We start from the raw sequence: 23,535 nt of genomic DNA, 5'->3' as shown, positions 1-23,535 counted from the left end.
GCCTAATCGCGGGGATGGGAGATATGATTTTTGTCACCTTGCAGGTCATATGGAATTTTATGGATTCGATTCGGTGAGCTCCTCAATTTTTTCAGCAAAATAAAGTTTATGTGCTTTGAGTACGATAATCTTCAGCATCATATAAACCGGAATCGCCAAGATCATCCCCAGGATGCCGCCAAAATCTCCGGCCACCAGCAACAAGACGATCGTGGTCAACGGATGAATATTGATCGTTTTGCCATAGATGTATGGGGAGATCAAGTTGCCTTCGATTTGCTGCGCAACCACCACGATAACGATAACCCAGAATACCATCGACGGAGACACGGTGAACGCCACGATGACACAAGGAATTGCCCCCAGCAGCGCCCCGAAATAGGGGATGAAGTTAAACAACGCGCCCACCACCGCAAGAAGCAATGGGTAGGGCAAACCTATCAGCCAAAAACCGATAAAGCTCATAAACGCCAGCAGCATCGCACTAATCATGCGGCCGGCGATAAATCCTTTGAGCATGTTGTCAATTTCATGGATGACGCTGGCTCCATCGCGGCGGTAACGACTGGGCAGCATCCGCACCAGCAATGGCGTGACCCGCTCGTCTTCCTTCAGCATGTAATAGAGCAGGATCGGGACGGTACCGACGACAATGACGAAATCGTTCAGGAAAGTCACCACATGGGACAAGTAACCGGAGATGGCTTCCATGGCCGAGTTCAAATATTCCGTGACTTTGCTCATCAGTTCCGGACTGGTTTCATTCGTCACCATGGAGAGATAACGATTGTCGCGGATGTCGTTGAATTGGGTCTGCAGTCCGTTGATCATCTTCGGCACATTGTTCATAAATTCGATGATCTGCCTCCGGAGCGGCGGCCATACAACGATTAAGAAGATCGTAATGACTCCGGCGAATAACAAGTAGATCAGCAGGATCGACAGCACCCGGTTCAGTTTCTTCCGTTCCAAGAACTGTACGATCGGCCGCAGCAGATAATATAGAAATCCGGAGATCGTGAGCGGGACAATTAGAATGGACACCAGCGTCACCAGCGGATTAAAGATAAAGCTGACCTTGGACAACAAATAGATAATGGTCAGCACCATAATAATCCCAAGCGATGTGCGATAAAACGGATGTTGCCACACGGTTTGTTCCTCCTCCCCCACTCTTCCGTATCCAACGGAAGTTTACGGTTTAAGCCTCCGGCAGCGTATCCAACGCAGCATCCAACAGGGTATCAAACCACTCGTCGTCTTCTTCGATCCGTGCGTCAACTTGAAGGAATTGCTCCTCAATGCCAGGTTCGTTGGCATAATGAAGGCTGTAATCCCAATCGGTTCCCTTCTCACTGTAGAAGGTAATTTCATAAGCTGCCTTATGCGAGCTCACTTCGAAAATGGTTTTGCCGATATAGGAGCCATCCTCCTCCCGGCGCATTTCTGCGTGAACAATGGTCAATTCGTTCATCATTTACGTAACTCCTTTTTATGGGACAGTCTCTTTGCAATATCGTACCATGTTTTGGGGGAATATCAAATGTAGAAACTAAGGATCGCCTTCGCACGGCATTCCAATTTCGCTGGCAAATGGTGTATGATTAAGCATGTAATTAATTCCTAAAGTTTGGAGGAAACCGTAGATGTCCGATTTTCGAAAGAAACTGGAAAAATATGCTGAACTCGCTGTAAAAATTGGCGTTAACGTTCAACCCGGACAAAATTTGATTATCAACACGACCATCGATAGCGCGGAGCTCGTCCGGCTTATTGTGAAACAAGCCTATGAAGCCGGCGCTCGCTTTGTTAAAGTCAACTGGAGCGACGATGTGGTCACCCGTCTTCGCTATGATATGGCTGCCGAAGAATCTTTCCTGGATGAACCAAAATGGTATGCCGGCGAAATGCTGGAATACGTAGAGAACGGTGCAGCGGTGCTGCATGTCATTTCCTCCGACCCTGATCTGCTGAAAGGCGTGTCCACCCAGCGGCTCACCAATCATCAGAAAGCGTACGGCAAAGCGATGAGCAAATACCGCGAAATGCAGATGTCCGATAAATTCAGCTGGTCGATCGTGGCCGTTCCTTCCAAGGCTTGGGCGGATAAAGTATTCCCTAACCTTCCTGAAGAAGAACGCGTACAAGCGTTGTGGGAAGCAATCTTCCGTACGGTTCGCCTGGATCAACCAGACCCGATCGCCGCTTGGCAGCAACATATCCAGAACCTGACGCAAAAATCCGATTACTTAAATGCGAAACGATACAAGAAGCTGCATTACAAAGCGCCTGGGACCGACCTCACCATCGAGCTGCCGGAAGGCCATCTGTGGGTCGCTGCGGAAAGCATCAACGCCCAAGGCAACACCTTCCTGGCCAACCTGCCAACCGAGGAAGTCTTCACCGCTCCGCTCAAAACTGGGGTAAACGGCACGGTCTCCGCAACGAAACCGCTGAGCTACCGCGGCACGATCATCGACCGTTTCTCGTTGACGTTCGAAAACGGCCGCATCGTGGATTACAAAGCCGAAGTAGGCGCCGATGTCCTTAAACAGCTCGTGGACCTGGACGAAGGTTCGCATTACTTGGGAGAGGTGGCGTTAGTTCCGCATAACTCCCCAATCTCGCAATCCGGTATTTTGTTCTACAATACGCTGTTTGACGAGAACGCCTCCAACCACCTGGCCATCGGCAATGCCTACGCCTTTAACCTGGAAGGCGGCAAATCGATGTCCCAGGAAGAACTGGCACAACGCGGTTTGAACTCCAGCTTGGCGCATGAAGACTTTATGGTGGGGTCCGCTGAGATGGATATTTTCGGCATCACTGCAGACGGCAAGGAAGAACCGATCTTCATTAAAGGCAACTGGGCATTCTAATCGAAAAACAATAAAACCGGATGCTCTCTATCAATGAGAGTCATCCGGTTTTATTTTTAAGCGCCCGCTTCTTCCAACGGCAAGAGCTGCTGGCGAATGAGCTTGACGCGAGAGATGCGTTTGTTGTCGGTTTCCTCCACCACGTACGTGATTCCGCCGTATTCTACGGTTTGCCCGACCTGCGGAGGCAGGATATCGATCCGTGAATATAACCAACCGCCAATGGTGTCATAATCGTCGGAATCCAGCTCCAGGCCAAATCGGTCATTGATGGACTCGATCAGCATAAGCCCGTCGATCGAATACACATTCGTGTCCAGCTGCTCGATCCCAGGACGTTCCTCATCGAACTCATCCTGAATCTCGCCGACAATCTCCTCGACGATGTCCTCCAACGTAACCATTCCAGAGGTCCCGCCGTATTCATCGATCAAGATCGCGATTTGCGTTCGTCCCCGCTGCATACGCTTCATCAAATCACTGATCGGGATCGATTCCGGGACGGCCATAATCGGACGAATTAAGTCACGGATATTCCGGTTTTGGGAGCGGATCAAATCCTTAATATGAATAAATCCGATAATATGATCTTTATCATGATTGCAAACAGGATAACGCGTTCTTGTGCCTTCCAAGGCGATTTCCAGGTTCTCTTCCAGCGAATGCTGAGTATACAAACAGATCATTTCAGTTCGGGGGATCATAATCTCCCGAGCGGTTGTATCGGCAAACTCAAAAATATTGTCCACCAGCGACATTTCCGTGCTGTCGATCAAACCGCTTTCGCTGCTCTCCTTCATCATGACACGGATTTCTTCTTCCGTGTGAAGCGAGTCCTGCTCCGTTACTGGCGCAATGCGAAACAGTCGCAAGAGACCGGCGGAGAGCCCGTTTAACAGCCAGATGAACGGGTACATTAGCCGGTAAAAGATGCGCATCGGCCAAGCGAGCCATAACGTGATGGTCTCGGCTTTACGGACAGCGATCGTCTTGGGGGCCAGCTCTCCCAGCACGATATGCAAGATGGCGATCAGGAGAAACGAAACGGCTAACGAAATGATAAATCCCGGCCTTTCGCCAAAGCCCATCATTTCGAACATCGGCCCTAGAATTCGGGCAACAACGGGTTCGCCGAGCCAGCCGAGCCCAAGCGAACTGAGGGTTATCCCAACCTGGCAGGCTGACAAATAACCGTCCAGCTTGCTTAACAGCTCTTTCGCGATTATCGCGTTCCTTCGCCCCTCCTCGGCTAACGCCTCGATGCGGGAGCTCTTCACCTTCACAATGGCAAATTCAGCCGACACAAAAAGTCCGTTAAGCAACACCAATAACACCATGAATCCTACGGAATAAAGACTCGGTAAAGGGTCACTCAATACGTTTCCTATTCCCGCCGATCCGGCGGCGAATAGGTGCACCTCCTTCGTGGATTAAAATCATCAGTATTCCATTGCATTCCATATAAGAACGACAGCTTTAATTTCCCAAGGGATTCATCTCCTTTATTTCCAAACAGTTACATGCCATATATAAATTCATCTTAATTATATTATTATACACTACACAGTCAAACGCTGCGGTATTCCTAGCGAACAGGCGTGGCAGGCTGGAAAAATAAACAAAAAGGCCCCCTTGGAAGTGCAAGGGAACCTGAATGAATTTAACGAGTTGGCGGCGGGGAACCAATCACGCCAGGGTATTGATATATCAGCGGCTCGTCGAACGTAGCGTAGTCGAAATTGACCATCAGCATCACGGTCCGCACGCCAGTAACCGGATCGCTGATAATGATATGATCGCGTCCGGCGGCTTCCAGTACGCCTTTAAAGACTTTCGCGTTCCATTCGCTGTTGTTCTCGTAGGTCATGTAGAACGTGCCGACTTTGCCTAAATTCAGACGAAAAATATTTTCAATGTAAGATTGCTCAAAAGCCTGCTGCGGCAACGGCATCACCGTTCCACTGGGCGTAATCGGGCTCCCGCTGGCTACTTGCGGCGGCATGCCGGTTCCGGTTGTTTGTGGATATCCTCCTCCTATCGGCATCATCGGATAAGTACTATGGCCTGCGGGATATGCGGCTTGCCGGAATTGTTGAGTAAACATCTAATCCATTCCTCCTTATGATTAATCAAGCAAATGACAGAGTTAATAGACGGCTGGGCAATCTTCCGCGGATGGAGCAAAGAAGCAATGCGCCTTAAAGCGGCCGGTATTTTGTTGGTTGTACCAGGTGGCAGGACAATCTTCTGTCGGCCGGAAAAACCATAACGCATTGGTTGCCGGCCAAATGCGTTCCCCGTTGATCGCGCGCTGCGCCAAGCGGATATCCCGGTCGCGTGCGCGTTGGTAGAAATACCCCCTCACCGTGGCTTCGAACCCGCCGGGTCTCTGAAACACCATCCGATTCATGTCACGAATATCCCGAAAATCCAGGCAATTCGCCAGGATTCGGTTTACGCCGACATTGCCGACCATTAACATGCCCTGTTCGCCTTCTCCTTCCGCTTCCGCGCGCATCAGGCGCGCCAGCAGCCTTACGTCTTCGGAGTTCGCTTTAATGACGGCCAAGTTGGCTCCTCCTCCCTCTTTGCTGAACGGTATATTTTATGTGCATCTGCCTATTTTGGTGCTAGCATCTGGTAAAAATTCGGTGTCAAGTCGTGAATGCAAGGTTTTTACGTGAATGCGATTACAATATTGAACATTTCGTGTCTGTTTCTATGGACGCGCTTACATGAATAGCATATACTGTAGATAAATAATGTTTTTTTATACGGTTTTGCTTGTTTGTTTATAAAACGGTTGCTTCATTTTACCTTTTAGGAGGTTACCTCATGAAAATCGCGATTATTGGCGGCGGCCTGGCCGGGCTTACGGCTGCTGCATACCTGTCGGACAACGGCAATACGTCTGGTACCGTGTTTGAACGGAGCCCCCAGCTCGGCGGACGTGCTTTCACCTATGAGAAATCGGGATTTACTCTGAACTATGGAGCACACGCAGTATACGGCATCGACAGACATACGCTCCATGCTATGGAAGAAGAGCTGCATTTGAAATTCCAGAGCAAGCAGGTCGATAAGCGTAAAGTGATGTACGCAAAGCACGGACGGTTAACCCCTGCCCCGCTCGATTTCATGAACATTATGAAGACGAATGTGTTGACTCCTATGGAGAAAGTCCGGTTTGTCGCCGAAATCGCGGCCGTGATCGGTAACATCCATCATTTGAAGCAGTATCGCACGCTTGGCGAATATTTGGAGCATTCACACGCATCGGCAGACGTGAAAGAACTGTGGGAGCATCTGGTTTGTTCCAACTTCTTCATTACACCGGAGGAAGCGCGCAAGGTGCCGGGTTCGGTCATCTCTGAATATTACCATAACCTCTTCCTCTCCAGCCGGCCGGTCAGCTACATTCTTGGCAGTTGGGCGACAATTACCGACCAATTGATCCATAAAATCCAAGACAATGAGTCCTGGGAGATCACGGTTAAGGAGCCGGTCGAATCGATTACGATGGAAGACGGGAAATTCGTGTTGAACACGAAAACAAGACAGCAGCTTGTGTACGATCAAGTGATCTTCGCCATGCCAGTACAACAGGTGACCAAACTGCTGGAGGAAACGCCTTGGGCAAATGCACTGGAACCGTACAAGAACAACACCTCGACCGAAGTGCTGGTTTATGATGTGGGCTTTTCCAAAGTCGTTGCCCGTCCGTTCCACTATATTAGCGACATCGATCATAAGATCTTTATCAGCGATGTCTCTGCCACGGATTTTACGGTGGCTCCCGTTCATGGTCAGTTATTGCAAGGCATCGCCTACTTGAACGACGACTTCCCTGATGAGGAGCAGAAGAAGCAATACCTGGAACAGAAAACCCAGCAGATGGAAGCCCTGTTTGATACGTACTATCCGAATTGGCGCGAGTTTGTTGAGGTCAAACGCGTGTCGAAGAAAGCGATGGTCGCCAGCGTCAAAAATATTTACACCAATCAACTGCTGCCCAACCGTTTGGCAGGTGTTCCGTTCTTCTTCTGCGGCGACGGCTGTCAAGGGAAAGGTGAGTTAGCTGAACGCGCTTTCTCCAGCGGCCGGGCTGTTGCTCAGATGATCCTGGAACAAGCGGAAACCAAGGCCTTATCCATTTAATCCAAACAAAAAACAGAAGCGTACACAAGAGTCGGGATCGTCCGACGAATTGAGACGCTTCTGTTTTTGTGCTGTCCAGCCTTTATCAACCTTACTCTGCCTGCCTTTCCTGTGATTATCGTGGGTCTATCGATTTTCTCGCTTACCCGGAGCTATGAAATTTTCGGTATTCCTGCAGCTCAGTCCGATAGGTGCGAACAGACCGCTCGAACCCATGATAACGACGGCCCTGGAATGTCAGCTTGCCTTCGTCTCCTTCCGCACATTGCCCGTATTCCACTCCCGACACGGCAAACTCCAAACGGTCACCGCTTTCGACCTCGAAGGTCATATAATACTTCGTGTCAGAACGGTTCACCGAGGTGTCGGTGTCATGGCGGTGGCTGACTTCGGTCCGTTTTCCGACGATTACGGAATGGACGCTAAGTACAGGCTGCCGGTGGTTTCCGATCGCGCGAAGAAGCCCTCCTGCTGCTGTCGCAGCCAGGATTCCGAGGATGACAACAAACAAGATTGGCAGCGCCGTTTCCACTACCCCAAACATTTCCGTCCACGACTGCATCGCTTATCCCTCCTTCGAGAGGTTGCTCCGTACCGCTGTTCTCTCCTTTCCCCCTAAGTATATGCGGACCTGAAAAAAACTTGTTATTCATCGTGTCCGGAAAATATGCCACTCTTGTCCAAGATATCTTAGAGAAAAAGAAAAACCTCCGATTCGTGGTTACGAATGGAGGTTACTATGGTGTGAAGCAAGAACGATCTATATTAAGCATAGTACTCAAACAACAGTTGACGGGTCTCTTCAGCGCCATCGGCTTCCATTTCGAACGCCTCGTCAAGTCCTTTCTCTGCCCAACAAGCTTTGCAAGCTTCTTCTGTCGTGCACAGATGTGCATCTTCACAGGTGTAGCAGAACTGCAGGTAATTGCGGGTTACAAATTCTTCTTGAACAGTTTTCATAAGGCTCCACTCCTATCATTATGGGAGCGTTCGCTCCGATTTTGGCTTGCCTGTGATTGATCTTCCTTACAAGTTAAATATATCACAAAGTCCGAGAATAGTACGTGATAATTTTCACAATATAATGAACATTATCATTCTGCCCGTTTCTACACAAAAGAAGCATGGATCCCACGCCATGCTTGCTTTTATTATCCGTTTATAGCACCTGCCAGGTTCGTCCCCCATCCTTCGTTTGCATCAGGAGCGAACGCTTCTGATTCTCTTGGGCAACTAACAGCCACCCCACTCGGGAATTAAAGAACTGAAGCTTCACAATTTCAGGGTAGTCCTCCAGCGTTTCGACCAATTTTTTGTTTTCCGGCAACGGCTCCCAGCTCGCGCCTTGGTTTAACGTATGATAGACCGTTGAATCCAAAATCGTCCAACCTTCGTTAGGCGTTAAGAAAGTCGGAGCCAGCTTCTCGTTTAGACCGGTTTGCCAGGACAACTGAAACGGCGCTAACGTCCAAGTGCTGCCGGCATCTTCCGTAAAGTAACCGTTGAATTTGGTGGAATCCCCCCGGGTGCAGCCGACAGGAATCCAGCCCTCTTTCACGCTGCCGGAGAAGAAGGACACAGGCCCAACCGTAAAGCTGTCGCAGGTTTTATACTTGTTCGGATTAAAGAAATGAAGATTTTGATTCCAGGTTAACCCGCCGTTTTGGGTCGTATATAACGTTGGAAGTCCTTGATTGATTTCGGTTACAAAACCGTGCAGCGGGCTCGTAAAGGCCATCGATGTTTGCGTGCCAGGTATCAATGAAGGGCTGTCCTCTGACAGGAGACGCATCGGATCCGTCCCCCCAAGCAGAACTTCAAAGGTTTGGGCTCCGTCATCCGTCTCATATAAAGACCGTGCTCCATTCTCCCGCATATTAACCTCGGAGAGCAACCATCCATGATCCGGATCGGCAAATACCATGGCCTTCACTTCCCCTTCTCCAGGGAATGAAGTTACCTTCCAAGTGGTTCCGCCGTCGGTTGTACGCAGGACAATCGTATCTCCGGAACCGGCAGAATTTCGTACGATAAAGCCATGATTCGGATCTAGAAAAAAGATATCCTTGGCATACTCCGGCGTGGTAGCAAACGGTACGGAGGCGGCAGGTGAGATATTCGTCCACGTTTTGCCGTTGTCTGCTGTAATATAAAGCCGCAGCTCGTTACGCGTAATCCCCCACGCTAGTCCCGTCGTTTCACTGAGCAATTGAAAATCGGTGAGACGGGTTTGAATCTGGTAGCGGTTATTCGTGTTCTCCGCCGGAGCGGCGGCAGGATTTCCCTGGTTCTCGGAAGCTGCAGGATTAATCACTGTGATCGTTTGTCCATCCTCAGAAGGCTCGTCTAGTACCGGAGTGGCAGCCGGAGGCGGCTCGGAATTGCAAGCCGTCAGAAGCAGCACCATACCCAGGGCGGTTCCGGCAATCTTAAGCCACAGGCTCAACCTGAACCACCTCGCTTTCTGCAGTTAGATATGAATCATTATAACATAGATGTTTTTCTCGCCGTTATAAACGGGGATCGTTCCCAAAGTTCACCGTGAAATGCTGATTGGGTTTATAAACGGCAAAGGCGTATCCTTTGCTTTGCAAATATTCGATAATTTGAGGCAAAATCTTTACCGTCTGCGCTTTCTCATGTAACAGAATCACCTCAGTATCCCGGTGCGTTTGACGCTTTACTTCTTTAAGGATTGTGCTCGGGCTGTTCGGGTATTTCCAGTCCATGGAGTCCACCGTCCAGTCCCACATCTTAAATCCCGCTTTCGCAATATCACCGCGGAACTTCTCACCGATTTCCGGTTTGCTGCCGTACGGCGCACGAATCAAGGTCGGGGAAGTGCCGGTAAGCTTCTCCATCAGCTTCTGTTCCTTCGTAAATTCTTCGATGAAGTGAGCCGATCCTTTGCCGTCATATAAAATCTTCTTGTTGTGCGTCATACTGTGCAGACCTATGTAATGACCTTCCTGCAACGCCTGATTCACGATTTTCTCATTTTTGCTGAGCTGATTCCCAATCATAAAGAAAGTGCCATGTATCTGATAATGCTCCAAAATATCAAGCAACTGCTCCGTATATTTGCTAGGTCCGTCATCAAAGGTCAGATAAATTACTTTTGGCTTCACAGTCGATTTCGTTTTTTTATCCTGCTGCGCTGGGGATTTCGTTTCGACCGCAGGTTGTGCGGCAGGTGTAGCAGGTGCCGGGTCGGATTCAGCTGTCTGGGAAGCACCATCTTCCTTGCTCGGAGTCCCCTTCGGCTCCGCCTGGGTGTTACTTGATTCTGCCGGGGTACTGTTTGAATCCGCCGGTGTAACGGTGGGCTCCGTCGTTTGCTGTGAATTTGCAAGATTAACGCTCTGCCCCTTCTCCGTTTCCCCTGCGGATGCCAATTTTGCCGGGATAACCACCCGGGTTGACGACTTGTGCGTAAGGGATTTGTTGATCAGTGGGGCGACTGCCACCGCAGTCAATGCCAGGGAAGATGCCGTCAGTACGAGCGCAGCTGTGATGATCCATCTCGTACGCCGAATTATTTTGGATTGTGTGTTACGCTCTCCATGCTTTTCACTTCGTTTACCGTAAGGCGACATCTCATTCACCGGATTCCTCTCTCTCTTTTTCTATTTAATAGAATAATATAAAGCGAGAGTTTCGTCCTTACAGAATCGTTAATCGCTGGTTACAAAGTGATAACAACTTTTAAAAAGCGACATTTTGTTAACATAACATATATTATGTTTTAATTATTTCAAAGAGGATAAAAATAAACCGCCTCCCTAAGAAGACGGTTATCGTGCTGATAGATCCCGTTTGCCTATTCATTATTATTTAAAATACGAACATTCCAGATTTTACTTTAAATTTAGAGCTTTCTTCAGGTACAATGGGTGTAACCCAATACATACGCGCTTCATTCTTAAACGCAGCGAAGCGCCCAAGAGTGCTTGTATCACTTAAGGTTAAGAACCCAACCAACGGTGCAAGCTAAAGCATGGAGAACACGACAAGGAGATGAAAAAAATGAAAAACAAGATGAGTTCCAGCCGGGTTGTAATCATCGGCACAGGGGCGGTTGGTGCGACTACCGCTTATACGCTGCTCTTAAGAGAACGGGTGTCCGAGCTGGTCTTGATTGACGTCAATAAGGAGAAGGCGCTGGGCGAAGCCCTTGACATGAACCATGGTCTTCCCTTCACGGGAGGTGTGAAGCTGTGGGCTGGAGATTACAGCGATTGCGCTGATGCTGACGTCATTGTGATCGCGGCAGGCGCTTCTCAACGTCCCGGCGAGACCCGGATCGATTTGCTCAAACGGAATGCCGTCATCTTCGACAGTATCATTCAAAATATCGTGAAATACAATAATCACGGCATCATTCTCGTAGCAACGAACCCGGTCGATATCCTGTCCTACGTTACATTGAAGAAAAGCGGATTCCCGTCCAATCGCGTTATCGGTTCCGGTACCCTGCTTGACAGCGCACGTTTCCGTTACCTAATTGGACAGAACAAGAAAATTAACCCGCGTAGCATTCATGCTCATATCATCGGCGAACACGGGGATTCCGAGGTTCCACTTTGGAGCTTGGCAAACGTCGCCGGCATCGGCTTGGAGTTCTCTGATGAGGACCGTGAAGAGATCTTCAACAATACGAAAAACGCTGCATACGAGATCATCAACGCCAAAGGAGCTACTTACTACGCGATCGCGCTGGCGTTGGACCGCATCATCGTCTCGATCTTGCAAAACGAAGGCTCCGTTCTGAACGTCTCGACGTTGCTGACGGATTATAACGGCGTCTCTGATGTTTATCTTGGCGTACCGAGTATCGTTGACCGCTCTGGCGTCCGCGAAGTGCTGGATTTGAAGCTGGACAATGAGGAGCTGACTCGGTTCCATGCTTCAGCGAATAAGTTAAAAGCGGAAATCGCCAAACTTGATCTGTAATCACTCCCAAGATGCGCAAAAAAACGTCCGGAATGCGAATCTGCAGTACCGGACGTTTTTATGTTTATTTTATCCTATTAATCATTATAATTCACTTGGTTAAATGTTTGCTTTTATGCCTCTACTCCACACTTCTTCGCTGCATTCTATCGATGGATCAATGGCCTGCCTTCACTTCATCGACATGCTTTACATGCTATTGTTGTTCCCCAGCACCGCCCCGGCGGCGATGACTGCCGCGATAATCACCCATTGGGACATAAAGACACCTTTCCCGAGTTATAAAAATGATTTAAAGGAATGCCTGATCACATCTCCCCGGCTGATAATTCCGACCAGCACCCCGTTGCGTTCGACCGGGAGTTTCTTAATCTGCTTCTTCCCTAAGATCGCCGCAATGTTCTCAATTTCCTCATCCCACGACACGGTGTATACTTTCTTCTTCCCGATTTCCATGACGTTGAGGTCAAGCAGGCGCCGTATACGCTGTTCAAAGTCCTCCTGGTCCCCTTTAAACACAGCAACGTAATAAATCGAATCCACCACAACGTCGCGATGTTTACCGATGTAACGCATAATATCGCCGTCACTGATATAGGACACGATCTCATTGCGTTCATTCACCACCGGAAGTCCACTGATCCGGTATTCCATGAATCTTTCAATCACAGAACGTACCGTATCGGTCTCTTTGACTTTGTACACGTGTTTGATCATGATCTCATGCGCTTGCATGGTTATCCCCCTCATGCAACTATATAAATTGTTGTCAATTGCTTGGAATGCGTAAAAACGCTTTCTCCTTGTGAAAGCCCGCATTCATTTAATTTCCTCTCCATTCTATGATACGATAAACTTATCCTATTTGGCTGTGAGGTATTCGTAATTATGGATGACAAATCGCTAGAAACGATTGAGCTGGAGATGGCCGTCCTTTATCGGCGGATGACCACTGTAACTGCTTCCCGAAAAAACGGGAATTTAGACCGTGCCGCTTACCTGCTGCTGCATCGGATCAATGCCCATGGCGCGGTAGGTGTCAAAGCATTGGCCGAAGGAAGACACGGAAGCGTTTGCCGCCTTACTGCAGAAATTTAATCACGCCCTGCTGAAATTGAAATCGAAATAGCATGTCGGTTAGTTTACATAATTTTTCTTTCGTCAACTTACAGGAGGTTACTCTGATGAATCATATCGATTTGCCTGTTGAAATCATCGAACGCGCCGAAACACCCCGTGGGGAAATCCAACTACAACGGCGCGGCGAGGAGTTCGAAATCATCAGCAACGGCACCTTTCTGATGGCGACGTATAACGGCGAGTCTGAACGCTTGCTGGTCCGCCGCGCACTGGAACGGGTCCCCTCCCCCGAGAAGGTTCTGATCGGAGGCTTAGGGGTTGGCTTTTCTCTGCAGGAAGCACTTCTCGATCCCCGCGTAAAGGAAGCGACCGTCGTGGAGATTGAAGCCAAGGTCATTGAATGGAACCGGACCGTTTTGGCGCATGTGAACGATCATGCCTTAGCGCATGCGAGAACGAGGTTGATTCATGCGGATCTTGTCGCCTGGATTCGTGAGACGGCAGAGACCTTTGATCTAATCTGTCTCGACATCGATAACGGACCGGACTGGAAAGTGTTTGACGACAATGCTTCGTTATACGATGAAGCCGGTCTGGCGGCGCTGCAACGCCGGTTGCGGCCCGGCGGCTGCCTCTCCTTCTGGAGCGCTACTCCTTCTCCGGATTTCGCGCGTCGGCTCAGGGAGGCGTTCGGAGACGTGGAGATCCGCGAGGTACCGCAAACGCACGGGGAACCAGATTATATTTTCTACGTTCGTGGCTCTCATCGATAATCAGCCATTCAGGAGGTACTCCCATGCAAATTCAAAAAGCGATCGACCGCAAGAAACTGGATGAGAAGGTTGTACATATGCCCTGGTTCGTGCAGCAGTTTATCGATTATAAGCTGCCGGATCTCTCCCCTTCTACACTTTTAGAGTATGTACGGGATTACGAACAGTTCTTCAGCTGGCTGCGGGCGGAAGGCTTAACTGCAGCGCAGACGAACGCCCAAGTCACACTCCACGATCTGGAGACTCTGCATATGGAGAGCATTGTGGGGTATCGGCTTCACTTAACCACACGAACCGAAAGCACCAACTCCAAAATTACGGTCTCGCGAAAAATGTCCTCCTTGCGCTCGTTGTTCCACTATCTCAGCCAAATTGCCGAGGACGAGAACTTTTACCCGCTGTTAAAACGAAACATTCTGGCGAAGGTGGAAATCAAACGGATCCATAAACCGAAGGATACAGCGGCTAAACTCAAGGGCAAAATTTTGGAAGAAGACGAGTTAACCGAATTTATCGCCTACATCGCCGAAGGATATGGCCGGGATATTGCAGACAATAAACAGGCGCTTTATGCGTATGAGCTGAACAAGGAGCGCGATGCCTGCATCGCCAGCTTGATTCTGAATTCCGGATTACGCGTCTCCGAGGTCGTCAACCTGAATATCGATGATTTGGACCTGGCGAATAAGCTGATTTATGTTTATCGGAAAGGCAACAACGACGAGTCGTTCAAAACGCCGGTGTACTTCCGAGAGCAGTGCAGGGACGATTTGGCCGCCTATCTGACGCTTCGGCAGGCGCGATACCGTACGCCCAAGCGGGAGAAGGCCCTGTTTGTGGCCATACCCAACGGACAAAAAGAAGGAAAACGGATGACCAAACGCGCGATCCAAGCGATGATCATCAAGTACGCCAAACGTTTCGGCAAGCCGTACCTGACGGTTCATAAGCTACGGCATTCCTTCGCCACCGACTATTATTTGCAGAACGATATTTACAAGACCAAAGAGCAGCTCGGTCACGCCTCAACCGAAACGACCGAGGTGTATGCGCATCTTACGGACAAGACGATGTCCGAAGCGATTGAGCGCCGGGTCAGCGGTTAGCAGGTTGCATACAACAAGAGGACTTCCCGTCTCAACGGCAGGAAGTCCTCTTTGCATTAGCCTACATCCAGTTTTGTCGTATGTACTCCGCCATATGCTCGACCTCATCCCGTTGAAACCGGCGTGGCCCCGACTCGTTGGCGGGGAAGTCCGCCTCCTTCTGGACAATGGCGATGACTTGCTGCAGTTCCTGGATCAACGGCTCGTCCTCTGCGGAGCGCAGCAGGACCATTTTCGGATACGTTTCATGTTTGAAGCCTTCAACCAAGATCAAATCATATTCAGTAAAATGCTCAATCAGCTTCGCAAGCGATGTTTCCTGCTCCTCAAAAACGGCCGTTCGCCATGGCGAAGTAATCGCAGCCGCCGCCGCTCCCGCCTCTCGAAAGCGAAACGAATCGGTCCCCTCTCGATCGGCTTCAAATCCGTGCAGGTCATGTTTGATAACGGCCACGCGAAGATTCATGCCATTAAATATCTTCACCAGCCGGGTAATGAGCGTTGTTTTCCCGCTGTTTTTATAACCGACGATCTGTACTACCGGTACCACGCCCGTTTCCTCCCTCGTCCTGCCTATCAACAAACCGCATCAGAAATCGCTGCCTGGCAGCTTCAGTACCGTCACCTGTTCGCCCGCTTGCATCCCCGTGTTAGAAGGAGGAATCACGATTAATGCATCGCTATCCTTGATGGTGATCATCACGCCCGATTCATCCAGCTCCGCCGGAATCGCGTAAAGCTTGCCTTTCCGAACCTCCAACCGGCCGCGTACGAACCGGGTAAAATTGTTGATTTTTCTGTAAGGACGGGCCAGTTCGGCTGTTAACTCAGGCAAGAACGGCTTCGGAACCCCCATCATCCGGCCGATTGCCGGGCGGACAAACAGCTCGAAGCCAACAAAGCAAGCCCCGGGATTGCCGGACAACGCGAACAACAGCTTGCCGTCCTTCACTGCCGCAGACGTGACGCTGCCTGGCCGCATCGTGACTTTGTTAAACAACATCTCAACGCTGTCGCTCGACAACAGGTCGGCCATGATATCGTAGTTGCCCACAGACACTCCACCTGTGGTTACAACCAGATCGTAATTGGCGATGGCTGCTTCCACCTGCGCTTTGGCTTGGGTCAAGTCGTCCTCGATCGCCTCCAACAGGATCGGTTCGCCGCCCGCTTCGAAGATTTGACTGTACAGCATATAGGTATTGCTGTTACGGATACGTCCGTCCTGGAGCGGTTCATCGATCCGCAGCAGCTCTGAGCCTGTGGAGAAGACGGCAACTCGCGGCCGTTTCTTCACCGGAACGCGGTGAATGCCAAACGTCGCCAGCACGGAGAGTTCACCGGCTGACAGCCTGCGGCCAGGCTCGAGGATCACGTCTCCCTCCGACAATTCGAGGCCAACTGGCGTGATGTTCTTCCCCGACTCAATTTCACGAATCAATTGGATATAAGGCTTACCCTCTCGGATAATGAACTCGGTCATCTCAAACATCACCACAGCGTCCGCTTCATCGGGAACTTTCGCCCCGGTCATGATCCGGGCTGCTTGCCCTGGCTTCAATTTCACGGTTGGAACGGAGCCGGCAGGAATCTCGTCTACGACTTCCAAGAAGACCGGATGTTCGGAATGACAGCCCACCGTATCTCGGCTCAGAATGGCGAACCCATCCATCCCTGAACGGCGAAAATGCGGGTATGCATGCGGTGCAGTTACCCGCTCCGCCAAGATTCGACCTAGCGCTTCCGGCAGCGGAACGGTCTCCGATTCTGTCTCCTTAGCGTAGGGCAGAACGATTGCCTGGGCTTCAGGTACCGGCAACGCTTTGCGACGAAACTTCGCCTGGTCCGCTGACTTCATTGCCGGTCAACTCCATTCCCTTGCTGCTCCTGTAAATATTGATCCAGCATCTCGGAGGTTTTCTTTGCAATCTCCATAATTTCTTCTTTGCTTAAATTGTCGTAATGAATCCCCATGACCACAGTGACGGTTCGGCCGAGTGCCTCCGATGCGCGACGGGCATATTCCTCGGTTAAGGTGTGTTCTTTATGTCCCGGTACGGCGGAGGTCAATACTTCAATGTCTCCCCCTGCTTGATAAGCGGTGGACGCCGCTCCGATATGTGATACGCCACCGGTTATCAGCAGCAGTAAATCGCGGCCAACCGGGATCGCTTCCAGCTTAATATCCTCAAATGACAATTTCCGCAGCTCCTTCCACAACAGTATGCCCTTTATTTTATAGGATTCCGCGAATTTCGTCCAAGGTTTGAACCCCTTCAGCCTCCATCCAGGCCGTAAGGTCAGCGACCAGTTGCTCTCCCGCTCGAAGATGAACGAAGTTATGCGTCCCCACCTGAACGACGGCAGCGCCGGCCATAATAAACTCAACGACGTCCTCTGCGCAGCTGATGCCGCCCATCCCCATTACCGGCAGGGTTACGGCTTGACAGACTTGATGCACCATCCGCAAAGCGATTGGCTTAATTGCCGGACCGGACAGACCGGCATACAGATTGTCGAACACGCTCCTACGCTTGGTAATGTCGATTTTCATCGCCGAAAACGTATTGATCAGCGAAACGCCATCCGCTTGTTCCTCCTGGCACATCACCGCCATGCCCACGATATCCTCGGCGTTGGGCGACAGCTTGACGATCAGCGGCAGCGTCGTCGCAGCCCGAACCTCGCGAACGACCTGCCGGGCGATCTCCGTTTTGATCCCGTACGCCATGCCCCCGGCTTTGACGTTCGGGCAGGAAATATTCAGCTCGATCATGTCAACAGCGGTTCTGCCTTCCCGTCTTCGCCAAGCCGCATCCTCATCGATCAGCCTCGCACCTTCCACGTACTCTTCAATCGTATTCCCACCCAAATTCACGATCCGTACCAGATCCAGCTGCTCCCATCTCGGACATTCCTCACGCAGGAAGGCGTAGATGCCCGGATTCTCCAATCCAACGCTGTTTAACATCCCCGACGCTGTCTCAGCTACGCGAACGCCTTCGTTCCCTGCCTTTGGATGCAGCGTCAACCCTTTTCCGGACAACCCGCCTAGTTGATTGATATCATAAATCGCACCATATTCCTGACCAAAGCCAAACGTTCCAGAGGCCATCACGATCGGATTTTTAAAAAAGACTCCAGCGAGGCGACACGATAAATCCGTCATACAAACATCACCTCTTCCGCCAAAAATACCGGCCCGTCAGCGCAAGCCTTCTTCCGGACGTCTCTGCATTTCACGCTGCAGACAAGGCAAGCACCGATTCCGCATGCCATCCGATTCTCCAAGGAGACGTATACCTTGGCCTGGCCGCCGCTTTCCGCCTGTTTGCGCTGGACGGCATGCAACATCGGATGAGGCCCGCAAGCAATTACCGTATCGTACGCCCGAAAATCCACTTTCTCTAGAATCGAGCCGCCTACATCCACCGTCACGTTGCCGCGGGACATCGCACGGAACTCCTCTACCAAATAAGGCTCGCGGCTGTAACCGAGATATACGTCTGCCTGCGGTGCTTCCCTAAGCGCATAATAAAACGGAGCGATGCCGATGCCACCGCCTACAAAGGCGGTTCTTCCCTCCAGCGGCGGAAACCCGTTACCAAACGGCCCGTCCAAGGTCAATCGGTCGCCTTGCTTCAGTTCAGATAACCGGGTCGTACCTACCCCCGCAACCCGGATCAAGAAATCCAGCCGATCCTCTTCGAGATCAAAGATACTGATCGGTCGGGACAGTAACGGATAGCGTTCTCCTGCACGCAACATGTAGAATTGCCCCATTTTTCCCGTAAATCGCCCTTGTACGGACAGTTTGAACACCCCTGGTGATATTTCCTCGTTAGCCACTACGATTGCCATATGTTCACCCCACCCCATTTGATTACACTTCATCAAAGGATGCAATTTTTTAGCGGGATCGTCTGTGACATCTCTCACAGCGAATCATGAGAGGAAATCAGCGCAATTTTTCACAATCCATCATGATCTGAAAAAGTTAGGGGATACTAGAGAACATGTACAGTTTTGGGATGAAGGGGGACTTCAAATTGCTTATTCAGCTTAAGAAAGCTCTGGTCTGCTGCATGACCGCTTCTCTGATCATGGTGGGCGGGACGGAATTTTATCCCGTCAAAGCCGCCGCACTGGATCTCGAAAACAGAGGGCCAGAATCTCAGGGGGACCAGGCGGACAAGAAGGCGGCACTCGTGCCCGCAGGTGCCAAGCCGGCAGATCTTGGTGAGCTGCGGCGCAAATATTCAGAAACCTTCATCTTCCGGGGGCCGGAGGTGAAGCAGATTGCACTGACCTTCGATGATGGTCCGGATCCGCGGTTTACGCCGCAAATTTTGGACGTGCTTCACCGGAAAGGGGTCAAAGCCACCTTCTTTGTTGTTGGTGCACGGGCTAAGAAGTTTCCCGGCCTGTTACGGCGGATACATCACGAAGGCCATCTCATCGGCAATCACTCCTTTAATCATCCGAACTTCCGCAACCGCTCCATTAAGCAGTTCCAGAGCGAGATTTTACGCACGGAGAAAATTATCCAGAACGTTGTTGGATACCGTCCCCAGCTGATTCGGCCGCCTTATGGAGAAATCAAGGAAGAACAGGTTCAATGGGCGAAAAAGAACGGCTACGCCCTCGTCAATTGGAATGTGGATTCACAGGATTGGAAAGGGATCGACAAGAACAAAGTGATCTCCAACGTGATGCGCACGGCGGGGCCCGGCTCGATCATCCTTCAGCACTCAGGCGGCGGCGTTGGCTCCGACTTAACCGGCACCATCCAGGCTTTGCCGAAGATCATCGACGCCTTGCAGGCACAGGGGTATCAATTCGTTGATCTTTCCGAGCTGCTGCATACGACCAAATACCGCTGATGTATTGGGAATCATCTGAAAATCAGGCACTTCGCCAGCAAGCACAAAAAGTCGGCCAGGATACATTCTGACCGACTTTTTTAAACAAGGTGTTTAATTTAATACGTAAAGCGTCACATCTTGGAAACCAAACGATTTCGCATTTGCTGCGCTGCCGGGAATAAAGATATCAATCCGGTTACCCTTGATTGCGCCCCCCTGATCGGTGGCCGTAGCTACAAAAGCCTGATCCGGCAGACCGTCATGGTTGTGGCCGGTCACCAGCACCTTTGTGCCCATCGGAATGACATTCGGATCAACAGCGATGGTACCAAGCTTCAGCGGGTTGCCGAAGTAGTCAACCGCGCCCCATTTTCCATTCTCACTAGCTGATGCCGAGTACGCCGATGCTTTCACATTGATCGTTTTCGAGTAAGTAAAGGTTTTCCCCCATGCTTCAACCACGTTCCCGGTAGACATGACCTTGAGCTTGGAAGCGGAAGCAGTTGTCGTAGCTGCGCTCTCCTTCTTCGCCGGAGCAGCGGAAGCAACTCCCGTCGTTTGGGTTTGAACTCCCGGAATGGTGATTTTTAAACCAGCGTAAATATTTTTTGGATTGATGGATGGGTTGGCAGCCATGAGTTTATTCATGTCTACGCCATATTTTTTGGCAAGAAGATAAAATGTATCTCCTTCCACGGCTTTATGTACCGCGTCTGCATGGACGGATATCGTCTGCATCGGAATCGTAAGGCTTACGGCGATCAGCGCCGTTGCTGCAATTTTAGACCAAATACGAGTATTCAAATGAATTGCCCTCCTTTTTACTGCGCCTGCGGAGTTAGTTGTCGGATTCGGGAAAAAGGATCATTCCCGGCGCATCGCTTCGATACGCTTCACTCCAAGAAAACAGTCAGCTAGGCAGCCCCTGTTTTCATCTTTCGTCCCCCGCACCTCAAGTTCAGGTTTCGGCCTACTTAATATATCACAATTTTGTAACCAATAGGTCAGGTAAATCCCACCAAACGGCGGAATTGCTTGATTGGACTGGTTACATTTTTGTGTTCAAAGGTAAAAAGAGTGTAAATTTAGATCGTACGTTCGATCCATCGGAGGACAAAAAACCGCCCGAATGGAAGCTCGGACGGTCCTTAAGATTTATAATACTTTGCTTAAAAAATCCTGCGTACGCTGATGCTTCGGCGCCCCAAACACCTCTTGCGGCGTACCTTGCTCCAGAATGACACCTTGATCCATAAACAGGATGCGGTCGCCAACCTCACGGGCAAATCCCATCTCATGCGTAACGATAACCATCGTCATTCCCCGTTCAGCCAGGTTCTTCATAACGTCAAGCACCTCTCCGACCATTTCCGGGTCCAGGGCCGACGTCGGTTCATCAAACAGCATCACATGCGGCTCCATAGCCAATGCGCGGGCAATCGCAATCCGCTGCTTCTGTCCGCCGGAGAGCTGCGCCGGATAGGCGTCCCGCTTATCCTCCAGTCCAACCGTGCGAAGCAGGTCCATGGCGATCGCTTCCGCTTTGCCTTTATCGAGCTTCTTCACGCGAATCGGCGCGAGCGTAATGTTGTCGATCACGGTCTTGTGCGGGAATAGATTAAAGTGCTGGAACACCATCCCCATTTTCTCGCGGGTTTTATTGATGTCATGTCCCTTGGCGGTGATCGAAGCGCCTTCAAAGGTGATCTCCCCTTCGGTCGGAACCTCTAACAGGTTCAGGCAGCGGAGAAACGTACTTTTCCCCGACCCGCTAGGACCGATGACGACGACAACTTCGCCTTTGGAGATTTCCAGATCGATCCCGCGCAAAATATGGAGTTGGCCGAATTTTTTATGCAAACCTTTAACGGTGATCACTGGTCTTCAACTTCCTTTCGAACACGCCCAAAATCCGAGACAGCGTGAATGTCAGAATAAAGTACATAATGGCGATGATCAAATAAGGCGTCATCCCATCGTACGTAATCGTCACGACGGACTGTGCTTGATAAATCAGCTCGGCCGTACCGATGATCGATACGATCGACGATTCTTTAATGATCGTAATAAACTCGTTGCCAATCGCGGGAAGCACCGATTTGATCGCCTGCGGAATGATGATATGGCGCATAGCCATCCCTTTGGTCATCCCCAAGGAACGGGCCGCTTCCCCTTGTCCCCGATCGACACCTTGAATGCCGGCACGGAAAATTTCCGCCAAATAAGCCGAACTGTTAATGGACAATGTAATCGCACCTGACTGAATCGGGGTGAAATTAATATCAAACATAAATGCGAACCCGTAGTGAATAATCAACAGCTGTACCATCATTGGGGTGCCACGCAGAAATTCAACCCACACATGCCCCAGAAACCGTAGGATCCCCCATGGCGACATGCGCAATAGTGCGATCAACAAACCAAGAAAGAAGCCGCATATCACGCTGATCGCTGCCAAGAGTAGGGTATACTGAACACCGGCCAAGAAGTAACTGCGGTATTCCATAAACATTGAAATTAAGTCCATAACGCCTTCCTTCCTCCTCCTTTACCTTAAACCCTTAAGCAAAAAAACAGAAAATAGCGAAAGCTTCGCTATTTTCTGTGGATGGATATCGTGATTATTTTTCGGCCAGTTCGCTAGCTTCGGCAACGAATTGATCGATGCTGCCTGCGCTAATCAAGCGATCGAGCGTCTTATTCACTTGATCCAACAGTTCTTGGTTGCCTTTCTTAATGCCAATCACGTAGCCTTCATCCTCAGTTACCGGCTTGGCATCGGTGATGACCAGGCCTTTAACGTTCTTAACGAACGATTCTGCGACAGGACCTTCCAAAATAGCAGCATCTACACGGTTGGAGTTCAACTGCATAATGATGTCATTGATTTTAGCCAGCGAGGTTAGTTTGGCATTCGGAATTTCCTTCGCCATTTCTTCTTGAATGGAACCTTGTTGAACGCCGATTTTCGCGCCCTCCAGCGATTCCATTGTGCTGAACTTGTCTTTGTCCGCTTCACGAGTCACCACAGCTTGCTCCGCTTTGTAGTAAATTTGCGACATGTCGATTTGTTCAGCACGTTCTGGAGTTGGGCTGAGTCCAGAAATGACGAGATCCACACGTCCGCTCGACAGCTCGTTCAGCAACGTATCGAATTTCAAGTCTTTAATCTCCAGCTCAGCGCCCAGATCCTTAGCGATTTCCTTAGCGATTTCTACGTCGAAACCAACGATTTCGTCTTCGCCTTTGTCGTTCTTAATGTGGAATTCATACGGCGGGAAGTCCGCACTCATCCCTACGATCAGTTTCTTAGCCGGTTCGGTTTGGTCTCCGCCCGCTTGAGTCTCATTTTGGTTCGCGGCTTGGCCGGCGTTGTTTGCCGCGTTGCCGCTGTTATTTTTTTCCTGACCACAAGCGGCCAGCACCATGGTTACCATCAAGACCGCTATGAATAACATGCCCCATTTTTTCATGCTTTTCTCTCCTATTCTGCTTTACTTATTACACTCGATGATGATTACTGGGCTAATTATAAATCAGAATGCATATATATGCAAAACAATTTTCATGATATACAAAAGTTTTCACAGATCTGCCCTATTGAACCTCGCAAATCCCTATTTATCATACTTTGGTCAATTCAATCCTGAATTATGTTTCACATTGGGTTCATGCTCCTTGCTGCCTTGGGGAATAATGAACATCATCACCATCCCTAGCG

26 protein-coding genes and 1 riboswitch are annotated in these 23,535 nt (G+C 50.2%); of the genes, 7 read left to right on the top strand and 19 right to left on the bottom strand.

Going from position 1 to position 23,535, the window contains the following annotated elements:
- Nucleotides 1-57: 57 nt before the first annotated feature.
- Both ACL02P_RS06325 and ACL02P_RS06320 read right to left on the bottom strand, forming a co-directional pair.
- On the bottom strand, nucleotides 58-1,152 hold the full coding sequence (locus ACL02P_RS06325; protein WP_009226134.1) for an AI-2E family transporter: 1,095 nt from the start codon (nucleotides 1,150-1,152) through the stop codon (nucleotides 58-60).
- Nucleotides 1,153-1,201: 49 nt separating this feature from the next.
- On the bottom strand, nucleotides 1,202-1,477 hold the full coding sequence (locus ACL02P_RS06320) for a hypothetical protein (protein ID WP_009226135.1): 276 nt from the start codon (nucleotides 1,475-1,477) through the stop codon (nucleotides 1,202-1,204).
- Nucleotides 1,478-1,646: 169 nt separating this feature from the next.
- On the opposite strand from ACL02P_RS06320, the gene ACL02P_RS06315 reads away from it, so the two are divergent.
- Nucleotides 1,647-2,879 (top strand): aminopeptidase, encoded by a 1,233-nt coding sequence (locus ACL02P_RS06315; protein ID WP_260070285.1) that lies wholly within the window; start codon nucleotides 1,647-1,649, stop codon nucleotides 2,877-2,879.
- 56 nt (nucleotides 2,880-2,935) lie between these two features.
- Here the strand turns inward: ACL02P_RS06315 and ACL02P_RS06310 are convergent, their stop codons facing one another.
- The 3 genes from ACL02P_RS06310 to ACL02P_RS06300 all read right to left on the bottom strand — a co-directional run bounded on the left by ACL02P_RS06310 (nucleotide 2,936) and on the right by ACL02P_RS06300 (nucleotide 5,448).
- Complete coding sequence (locus ACL02P_RS06310; protein WP_198136229.1) at nucleotides 2,936-4,216, bottom strand: hemolysin family protein; 1,281 nt, start codon at nucleotides 4,214-4,216, stop codon at nucleotides 2,936-2,938.
- 323 nt (nucleotides 4,217-4,539) lie between these two features.
- Nucleotides 4,540-4,983, bottom strand: a complete 444-nt coding sequence (gene gerQ / locus ACL02P_RS06305; protein WP_009226138.1) for a spore coat protein GerQ — start codon at nucleotides 4,981-4,983, stop codon at nucleotides 4,540-4,542.
- 42 nt (nucleotides 4,984-5,025) lie between these two features.
- Entirely contained in the window at nucleotides 5,026-5,448 is a 423-nt protein-coding gene (locus ACL02P_RS06300) for a cell wall hydrolase (protein ID WP_009226139.1), read from the bottom strand.
- A gap of 266 nt (nucleotides 5,449-5,714) precedes the next feature.
- Here ACL02P_RS06300 and ACL02P_RS06295 point away from each other — a divergent pair, with 266 nt between their 5' ends.
- On the top strand, nucleotides 5,715-7,037 hold the full coding sequence (locus ACL02P_RS06295; protein WP_009226140.1) for a phytoene desaturase family protein: 1,323 nt from the start codon (nucleotides 5,715-5,717) through the stop codon (nucleotides 7,035-7,037).
- A gap of 142 nt (nucleotides 7,038-7,179) precedes the next feature.
- Here ACL02P_RS06295 and ACL02P_RS06290 read toward each other — a convergent pair whose 3' ends face one another.
- The 4 genes from ACL02P_RS06290 to ACL02P_RS06275 form a co-directional block, all read right to left on the bottom strand.
- Nucleotides 7,180-7,599: a DUF2500 domain-containing protein gene (locus ACL02P_RS06290; RefSeq protein WP_009226141.1), complete on the bottom strand. Its 420-nt coding sequence runs from the start codon at nucleotides 7,597-7,599 to the stop codon at nucleotides 7,180-7,182.
- Nucleotides 7,600-7,802: 203 nt separating this feature from the next.
- Nucleotides 7,803-7,997, bottom strand: a complete 195-nt coding sequence (locus ACL02P_RS06285) for a hypothetical protein (RefSeq protein ID WP_009226142.1) — start codon at nucleotides 7,995-7,997, stop codon at nucleotides 7,803-7,805.
- Between the two features lie 199 nt (nucleotides 7,998-8,196).
- Nucleotides 8,197-9,483: a WD40/YVTN/BNR-like repeat-containing protein gene (locus tag ACL02P_RS06280; protein ID WP_412836968.1), complete on the bottom strand. Its 1,287-nt coding sequence runs from the start codon at nucleotides 9,481-9,483 to the stop codon at nucleotides 8,197-8,199.
- A gap of 64 nt (nucleotides 9,484-9,547) precedes the next feature.
- On the bottom strand, nucleotides 9,548-10,633 hold the full coding sequence (locus ACL02P_RS06275) for a polysaccharide deacetylase family protein (RefSeq protein WP_412837323.1): 1,086 nt from the start codon (nucleotides 10,631-10,633) through the stop codon (nucleotides 9,548-9,550).
- 430 nt (nucleotides 10,634-11,063) lie between these two features.
- Here ACL02P_RS06275 and ACL02P_RS06270 point away from each other — a divergent pair, with 430 nt between their 5' ends.
- A complete protein-coding gene (locus tag ACL02P_RS06270) occupies nucleotides 11,064-11,990 on the top strand; it encodes an L-lactate dehydrogenase (RefSeq protein ID WP_260070287.1) in 927 nt (308 codons plus the stop codon).
- A 279-nt stretch (nucleotides 11,991-12,269) separates the two neighbouring features.
- Here the strand turns inward: ACL02P_RS06270 and ACL02P_RS06265 are convergent, their stop codons facing one another.
- On the bottom strand, nucleotides 12,270-12,725 hold the full coding sequence (locus ACL02P_RS06265) for a CBS domain-containing protein (RefSeq protein ID WP_009226146.1): 456 nt from the start codon (nucleotides 12,723-12,725) through the stop codon (nucleotides 12,270-12,272).
- A 153-nt stretch (nucleotides 12,726-12,878) separates the two neighbouring features.
- On the opposite strand from ACL02P_RS06265, the gene ACL02P_RS06260 reads away from it, so the two are divergent.
- The 3 genes from ACL02P_RS06260 (at nucleotide 12,879) to xerS (ending at nucleotide 14,949) form a co-directional block, all read left to right on the top strand.
- Nucleotides 12,879-13,088, top strand: a complete 210-nt coding sequence (locus tag ACL02P_RS06260) for a hypothetical protein (RefSeq protein WP_009226147.1) — start codon at nucleotides 12,879-12,881, stop codon at nucleotides 13,086-13,088.
- A gap of 86 nt (nucleotides 13,089-13,174) precedes the next feature.
- The gene (locus ACL02P_RS06255; protein WP_036646029.1) at nucleotides 13,175-13,843 is read left to right on the top strand and encodes a spermine/spermidine synthase; all 669 of its coding nucleotides are present in this window, start codon (nucleotides 13,175-13,177) and stop codon (nucleotides 13,841-13,843) included.
- A gap of 23 nt (nucleotides 13,844-13,866) precedes the next feature.
- A complete protein-coding gene (gene xerS, locus ACL02P_RS06250) occupies nucleotides 13,867-14,949 on the top strand; it encodes a tyrosine recombinase XerS (protein WP_412836967.1) in 1,083 nt (360 codons plus the stop codon).
- Between the two features lie 61 nt (nucleotides 14,950-15,010).
- Here the strand turns inward: xerS and mobB are convergent, their stop codons facing one another.
- Genes mobB through ACL02P_RS06225 form a run of 5 tightly spaced genes read right to left on the bottom strand, consistent with a single transcriptional unit; the run spans nucleotide 15,011 to nucleotide 18,810 of the window.
- The gene (mobB, locus tag ACL02P_RS06245) at nucleotides 15,011-15,499 is read right to left on the bottom strand and encodes a molybdopterin-guanine dinucleotide biosynthesis protein B (protein ID WP_260070289.1); all 489 of its coding nucleotides are present in this window, start codon (nucleotides 15,497-15,499) and stop codon (nucleotides 15,011-15,013) included.
- A 39-nt stretch (nucleotides 15,500-15,538) separates the two neighbouring features.
- Entirely contained in the window at nucleotides 15,539-16,807 is a 1,269-nt protein-coding gene (gene glp, locus ACL02P_RS06240) for a gephyrin-like molybdotransferase Glp (RefSeq protein ID WP_412836966.1), read from the bottom strand.
- Nucleotides 16,804-17,148, bottom strand: coding sequence for a hypothetical protein (locus ACL02P_RS06235; RefSeq protein WP_009226152.1), 345 nt, complete (start codon nucleotides 17,146-17,148; stop codon nucleotides 16,804-16,806). Before ACL02P_RS06235 ends, glp begins: the two co-directional genes overlap by 4 nt.
- A gap of 37 nt (nucleotides 17,149-17,185) precedes the next feature.
- Complete coding sequence (locus ACL02P_RS06230) at nucleotides 17,186-18,118, bottom strand: dihydroorotate dehydrogenase (protein ID WP_009226153.1); 933 nt, start codon at nucleotides 18,116-18,118, stop codon at nucleotides 17,186-17,188.
- Nucleotides 18,115-18,810: a dihydroorotate dehydrogenase electron transfer subunit gene (locus tag ACL02P_RS06225; protein WP_260070291.1), complete on the bottom strand. Its 696-nt coding sequence runs from the start codon at nucleotides 18,808-18,810 to the stop codon at nucleotides 18,115-18,117. The genes ACL02P_RS06230 and ACL02P_RS06225 overlap by 4 nt, the downstream gene beginning before the upstream one ends.
- Before the next feature lie 155 nt (nucleotides 18,811-18,965).
- Between ACL02P_RS06225 and ACL02P_RS06220 the strand changes: the two genes are divergently transcribed.
- Nucleotides 18,966-19,832, top strand: a complete 867-nt coding sequence (locus tag ACL02P_RS06220) for a polysaccharide deacetylase family protein (RefSeq protein ID WP_412836965.1) — start codon at nucleotides 18,966-18,968, stop codon at nucleotides 19,830-19,832.
- Nucleotides 19,833-19,925: 93 nt separating this feature from the next.
- Here the strand turns inward: ACL02P_RS06220 and ACL02P_RS06215 are convergent, their stop codons facing one another.
- From ACL02P_RS06215 to ACL02P_RS06200, 4 genes are all read right to left on the bottom strand, one after another.
- Nucleotides 19,926-20,618, bottom strand: coding sequence for a 3D domain-containing protein (locus tag ACL02P_RS06215; RefSeq protein WP_412836964.1), 693 nt, complete (start codon nucleotides 20,616-20,618; stop codon nucleotides 19,926-19,928).
- An 8-nt stretch (nucleotides 20,619-20,626) separates the two neighbouring features.
- A riboswitch (cyclic di-AMP (ydaO/yuaA leader) is annotated at nucleotides 20,627-20,795 on the bottom strand.
- A 174-nt stretch (nucleotides 20,796-20,969) separates the two neighbouring features.
- Nucleotides 20,970-21,692 (bottom strand): amino acid ABC transporter ATP-binding protein, encoded by a 723-nt coding sequence (locus ACL02P_RS06210; protein ID WP_009226157.1) that lies wholly within the window; start codon nucleotides 21,690-21,692, stop codon nucleotides 20,970-20,972.
- Nucleotides 21,679-22,341, bottom strand: coding sequence for an amino acid ABC transporter permease (locus ACL02P_RS06205; RefSeq protein WP_009226158.1), 663 nt, complete (start codon nucleotides 22,339-22,341; stop codon nucleotides 21,679-21,681). Before ACL02P_RS06205 ends, ACL02P_RS06210 begins: the two co-directional genes overlap by 14 nt.
- Before the next feature lie 94 nt (nucleotides 22,342-22,435).
- Nucleotides 22,436-23,287 carry a transporter substrate-binding domain-containing protein gene (locus tag ACL02P_RS06200; RefSeq protein WP_009226159.1) on the bottom strand — a complete coding sequence of 284 codons (852 nt, stop codon included), beginning with the start codon at nucleotides 23,285-23,287 and terminating at the stop codon, nucleotides 22,436-22,438.
- Nucleotides 23,288-23,535 lie beyond the last annotated feature (248 nt).

This window comes from Paenibacillus sp. MB22_1 (genome assembly GCF_047200555.1).
Classification (GTDB): Bacteria; Bacillota; Bacilli; order Paenibacillales; family Paenibacillaceae; genus Fontibacillus; species Fontibacillus phoenicis.
Note: the sequence above shows the minus strand (reverse complement) of the source record. Positions and strands in the feature narration are given on the sequence as shown.

Coding starts and splice junctions, on each gene's coding strand:
- ACL02P_RS06230 (WP_009226153.1), bottom strand. CDS start 18,118: ATGACGGATTTATCGTGTCGCCTCGCTGGAGTCTTTTTTAAAAATCCG.
- ACL02P_RS06315 (WP_260070285.1), top strand. CDS start 1,647: ATGTCCGATTTTCGAAAGAAACTGGAAAAATATGCTGAACTCGCTGTA.
- ACL02P_RS06275 (WP_412837323.1), bottom strand. CDS start 10,633: ATGTCGCCTTACGGTAAACGAAGTGAAAAGCATGGAGAGCGTAACACA.
- ACL02P_RS06270 (WP_260070287.1), top strand. CDS start 11,064: ATGAAAAACAAGATGAGTTCCAGCCGGGTTGTAATCATCGGCACAGGG.
- ACL02P_RS06220 (WP_412836965.1), top strand. CDS start 18,966: ATGTACAGTTTTGGGATGAAGGGGGACTTCAAATTGCTTATTCAGCTT.
- ACL02P_RS06225 (WP_260070291.1), bottom strand. CDS start 18,810: ATGGCAATCGTAGTGGCTAACGAGGAAATATCACCAGGGGTGTTCAAA.
- ACL02P_RS06285 (WP_009226142.1), bottom strand. CDS start 7,997: ATGAAAACTGTTCAAGAAGAATTTGTAACCCGCAATTACCTGCAGTTC.
- ACL02P_RS06205 (WP_009226158.1), bottom strand. CDS start 22,341: ATGGACTTAATTTCAATGTTTATGGAATACCGCAGTTACTTCTTGGCC.
- ACL02P_RS06295 (WP_009226140.1), top strand. CDS start 5,715: ATGAAAATCGCGATTATTGGCGGCGGCCTGGCCGGGCTTACGGCTGCT.
- ACL02P_RS06255 (WP_036646029.1), top strand. CDS start 13,175: ATGAATCATATCGATTTGCCTGTTGAAATCATCGAACGCGCCGAAACA.
- ACL02P_RS06200 (WP_009226159.1), bottom strand. CDS start 23,287: ATGAAAAAATGGGGCATGTTATTCATAGCGGTCTTGATGGTAACCATG.
- xerS (WP_412836967.1), top strand. CDS start 13,867: ATGCAAATTCAAAAAGCGATCGACCGCAAGAAACTGGATGAGAAGGTT.
- ACL02P_RS06265 (WP_009226146.1), bottom strand. CDS start 12,725: ATGCAAGCGCATGAGATCATGATCAAACACGTGTACAAAGTCAAAGAG.
- ACL02P_RS06310 (WP_198136229.1), bottom strand. CDS start 4,216: ATGGTGTTATTGGTGTTGCTTAACGGACTTTTTGTGTCGGCTGAATTT.
- ACL02P_RS06260 (WP_009226147.1), top strand. CDS start 12,879: ATGGATGACAAATCGCTAGAAACGATTGAGCTGGAGATGGCCGTCCTT.
- gerQ (WP_009226138.1), bottom strand. CDS start 4,983: ATGTTTACTCAACAATTCCGGCAAGCCGCATATCCCGCAGGCCATAGT.
- glp (WP_412836966.1), bottom strand. CDS start 16,807: ATGAAGTCAGCGGACCAGGCGAAGTTTCGTCGCAAAGCGTTGCCGGTA.
- ACL02P_RS06290 (WP_009226141.1), bottom strand. CDS start 7,599: ATGCAGTCGTGGACGGAAATGTTTGGGGTAGTGGAAACGGCGCTGCCA.
- ACL02P_RS06320 (WP_009226135.1), bottom strand. CDS start 1,477: ATGATGAACGAATTGACCATTGTTCACGCAGAAATGCGCCGGGAGGAG.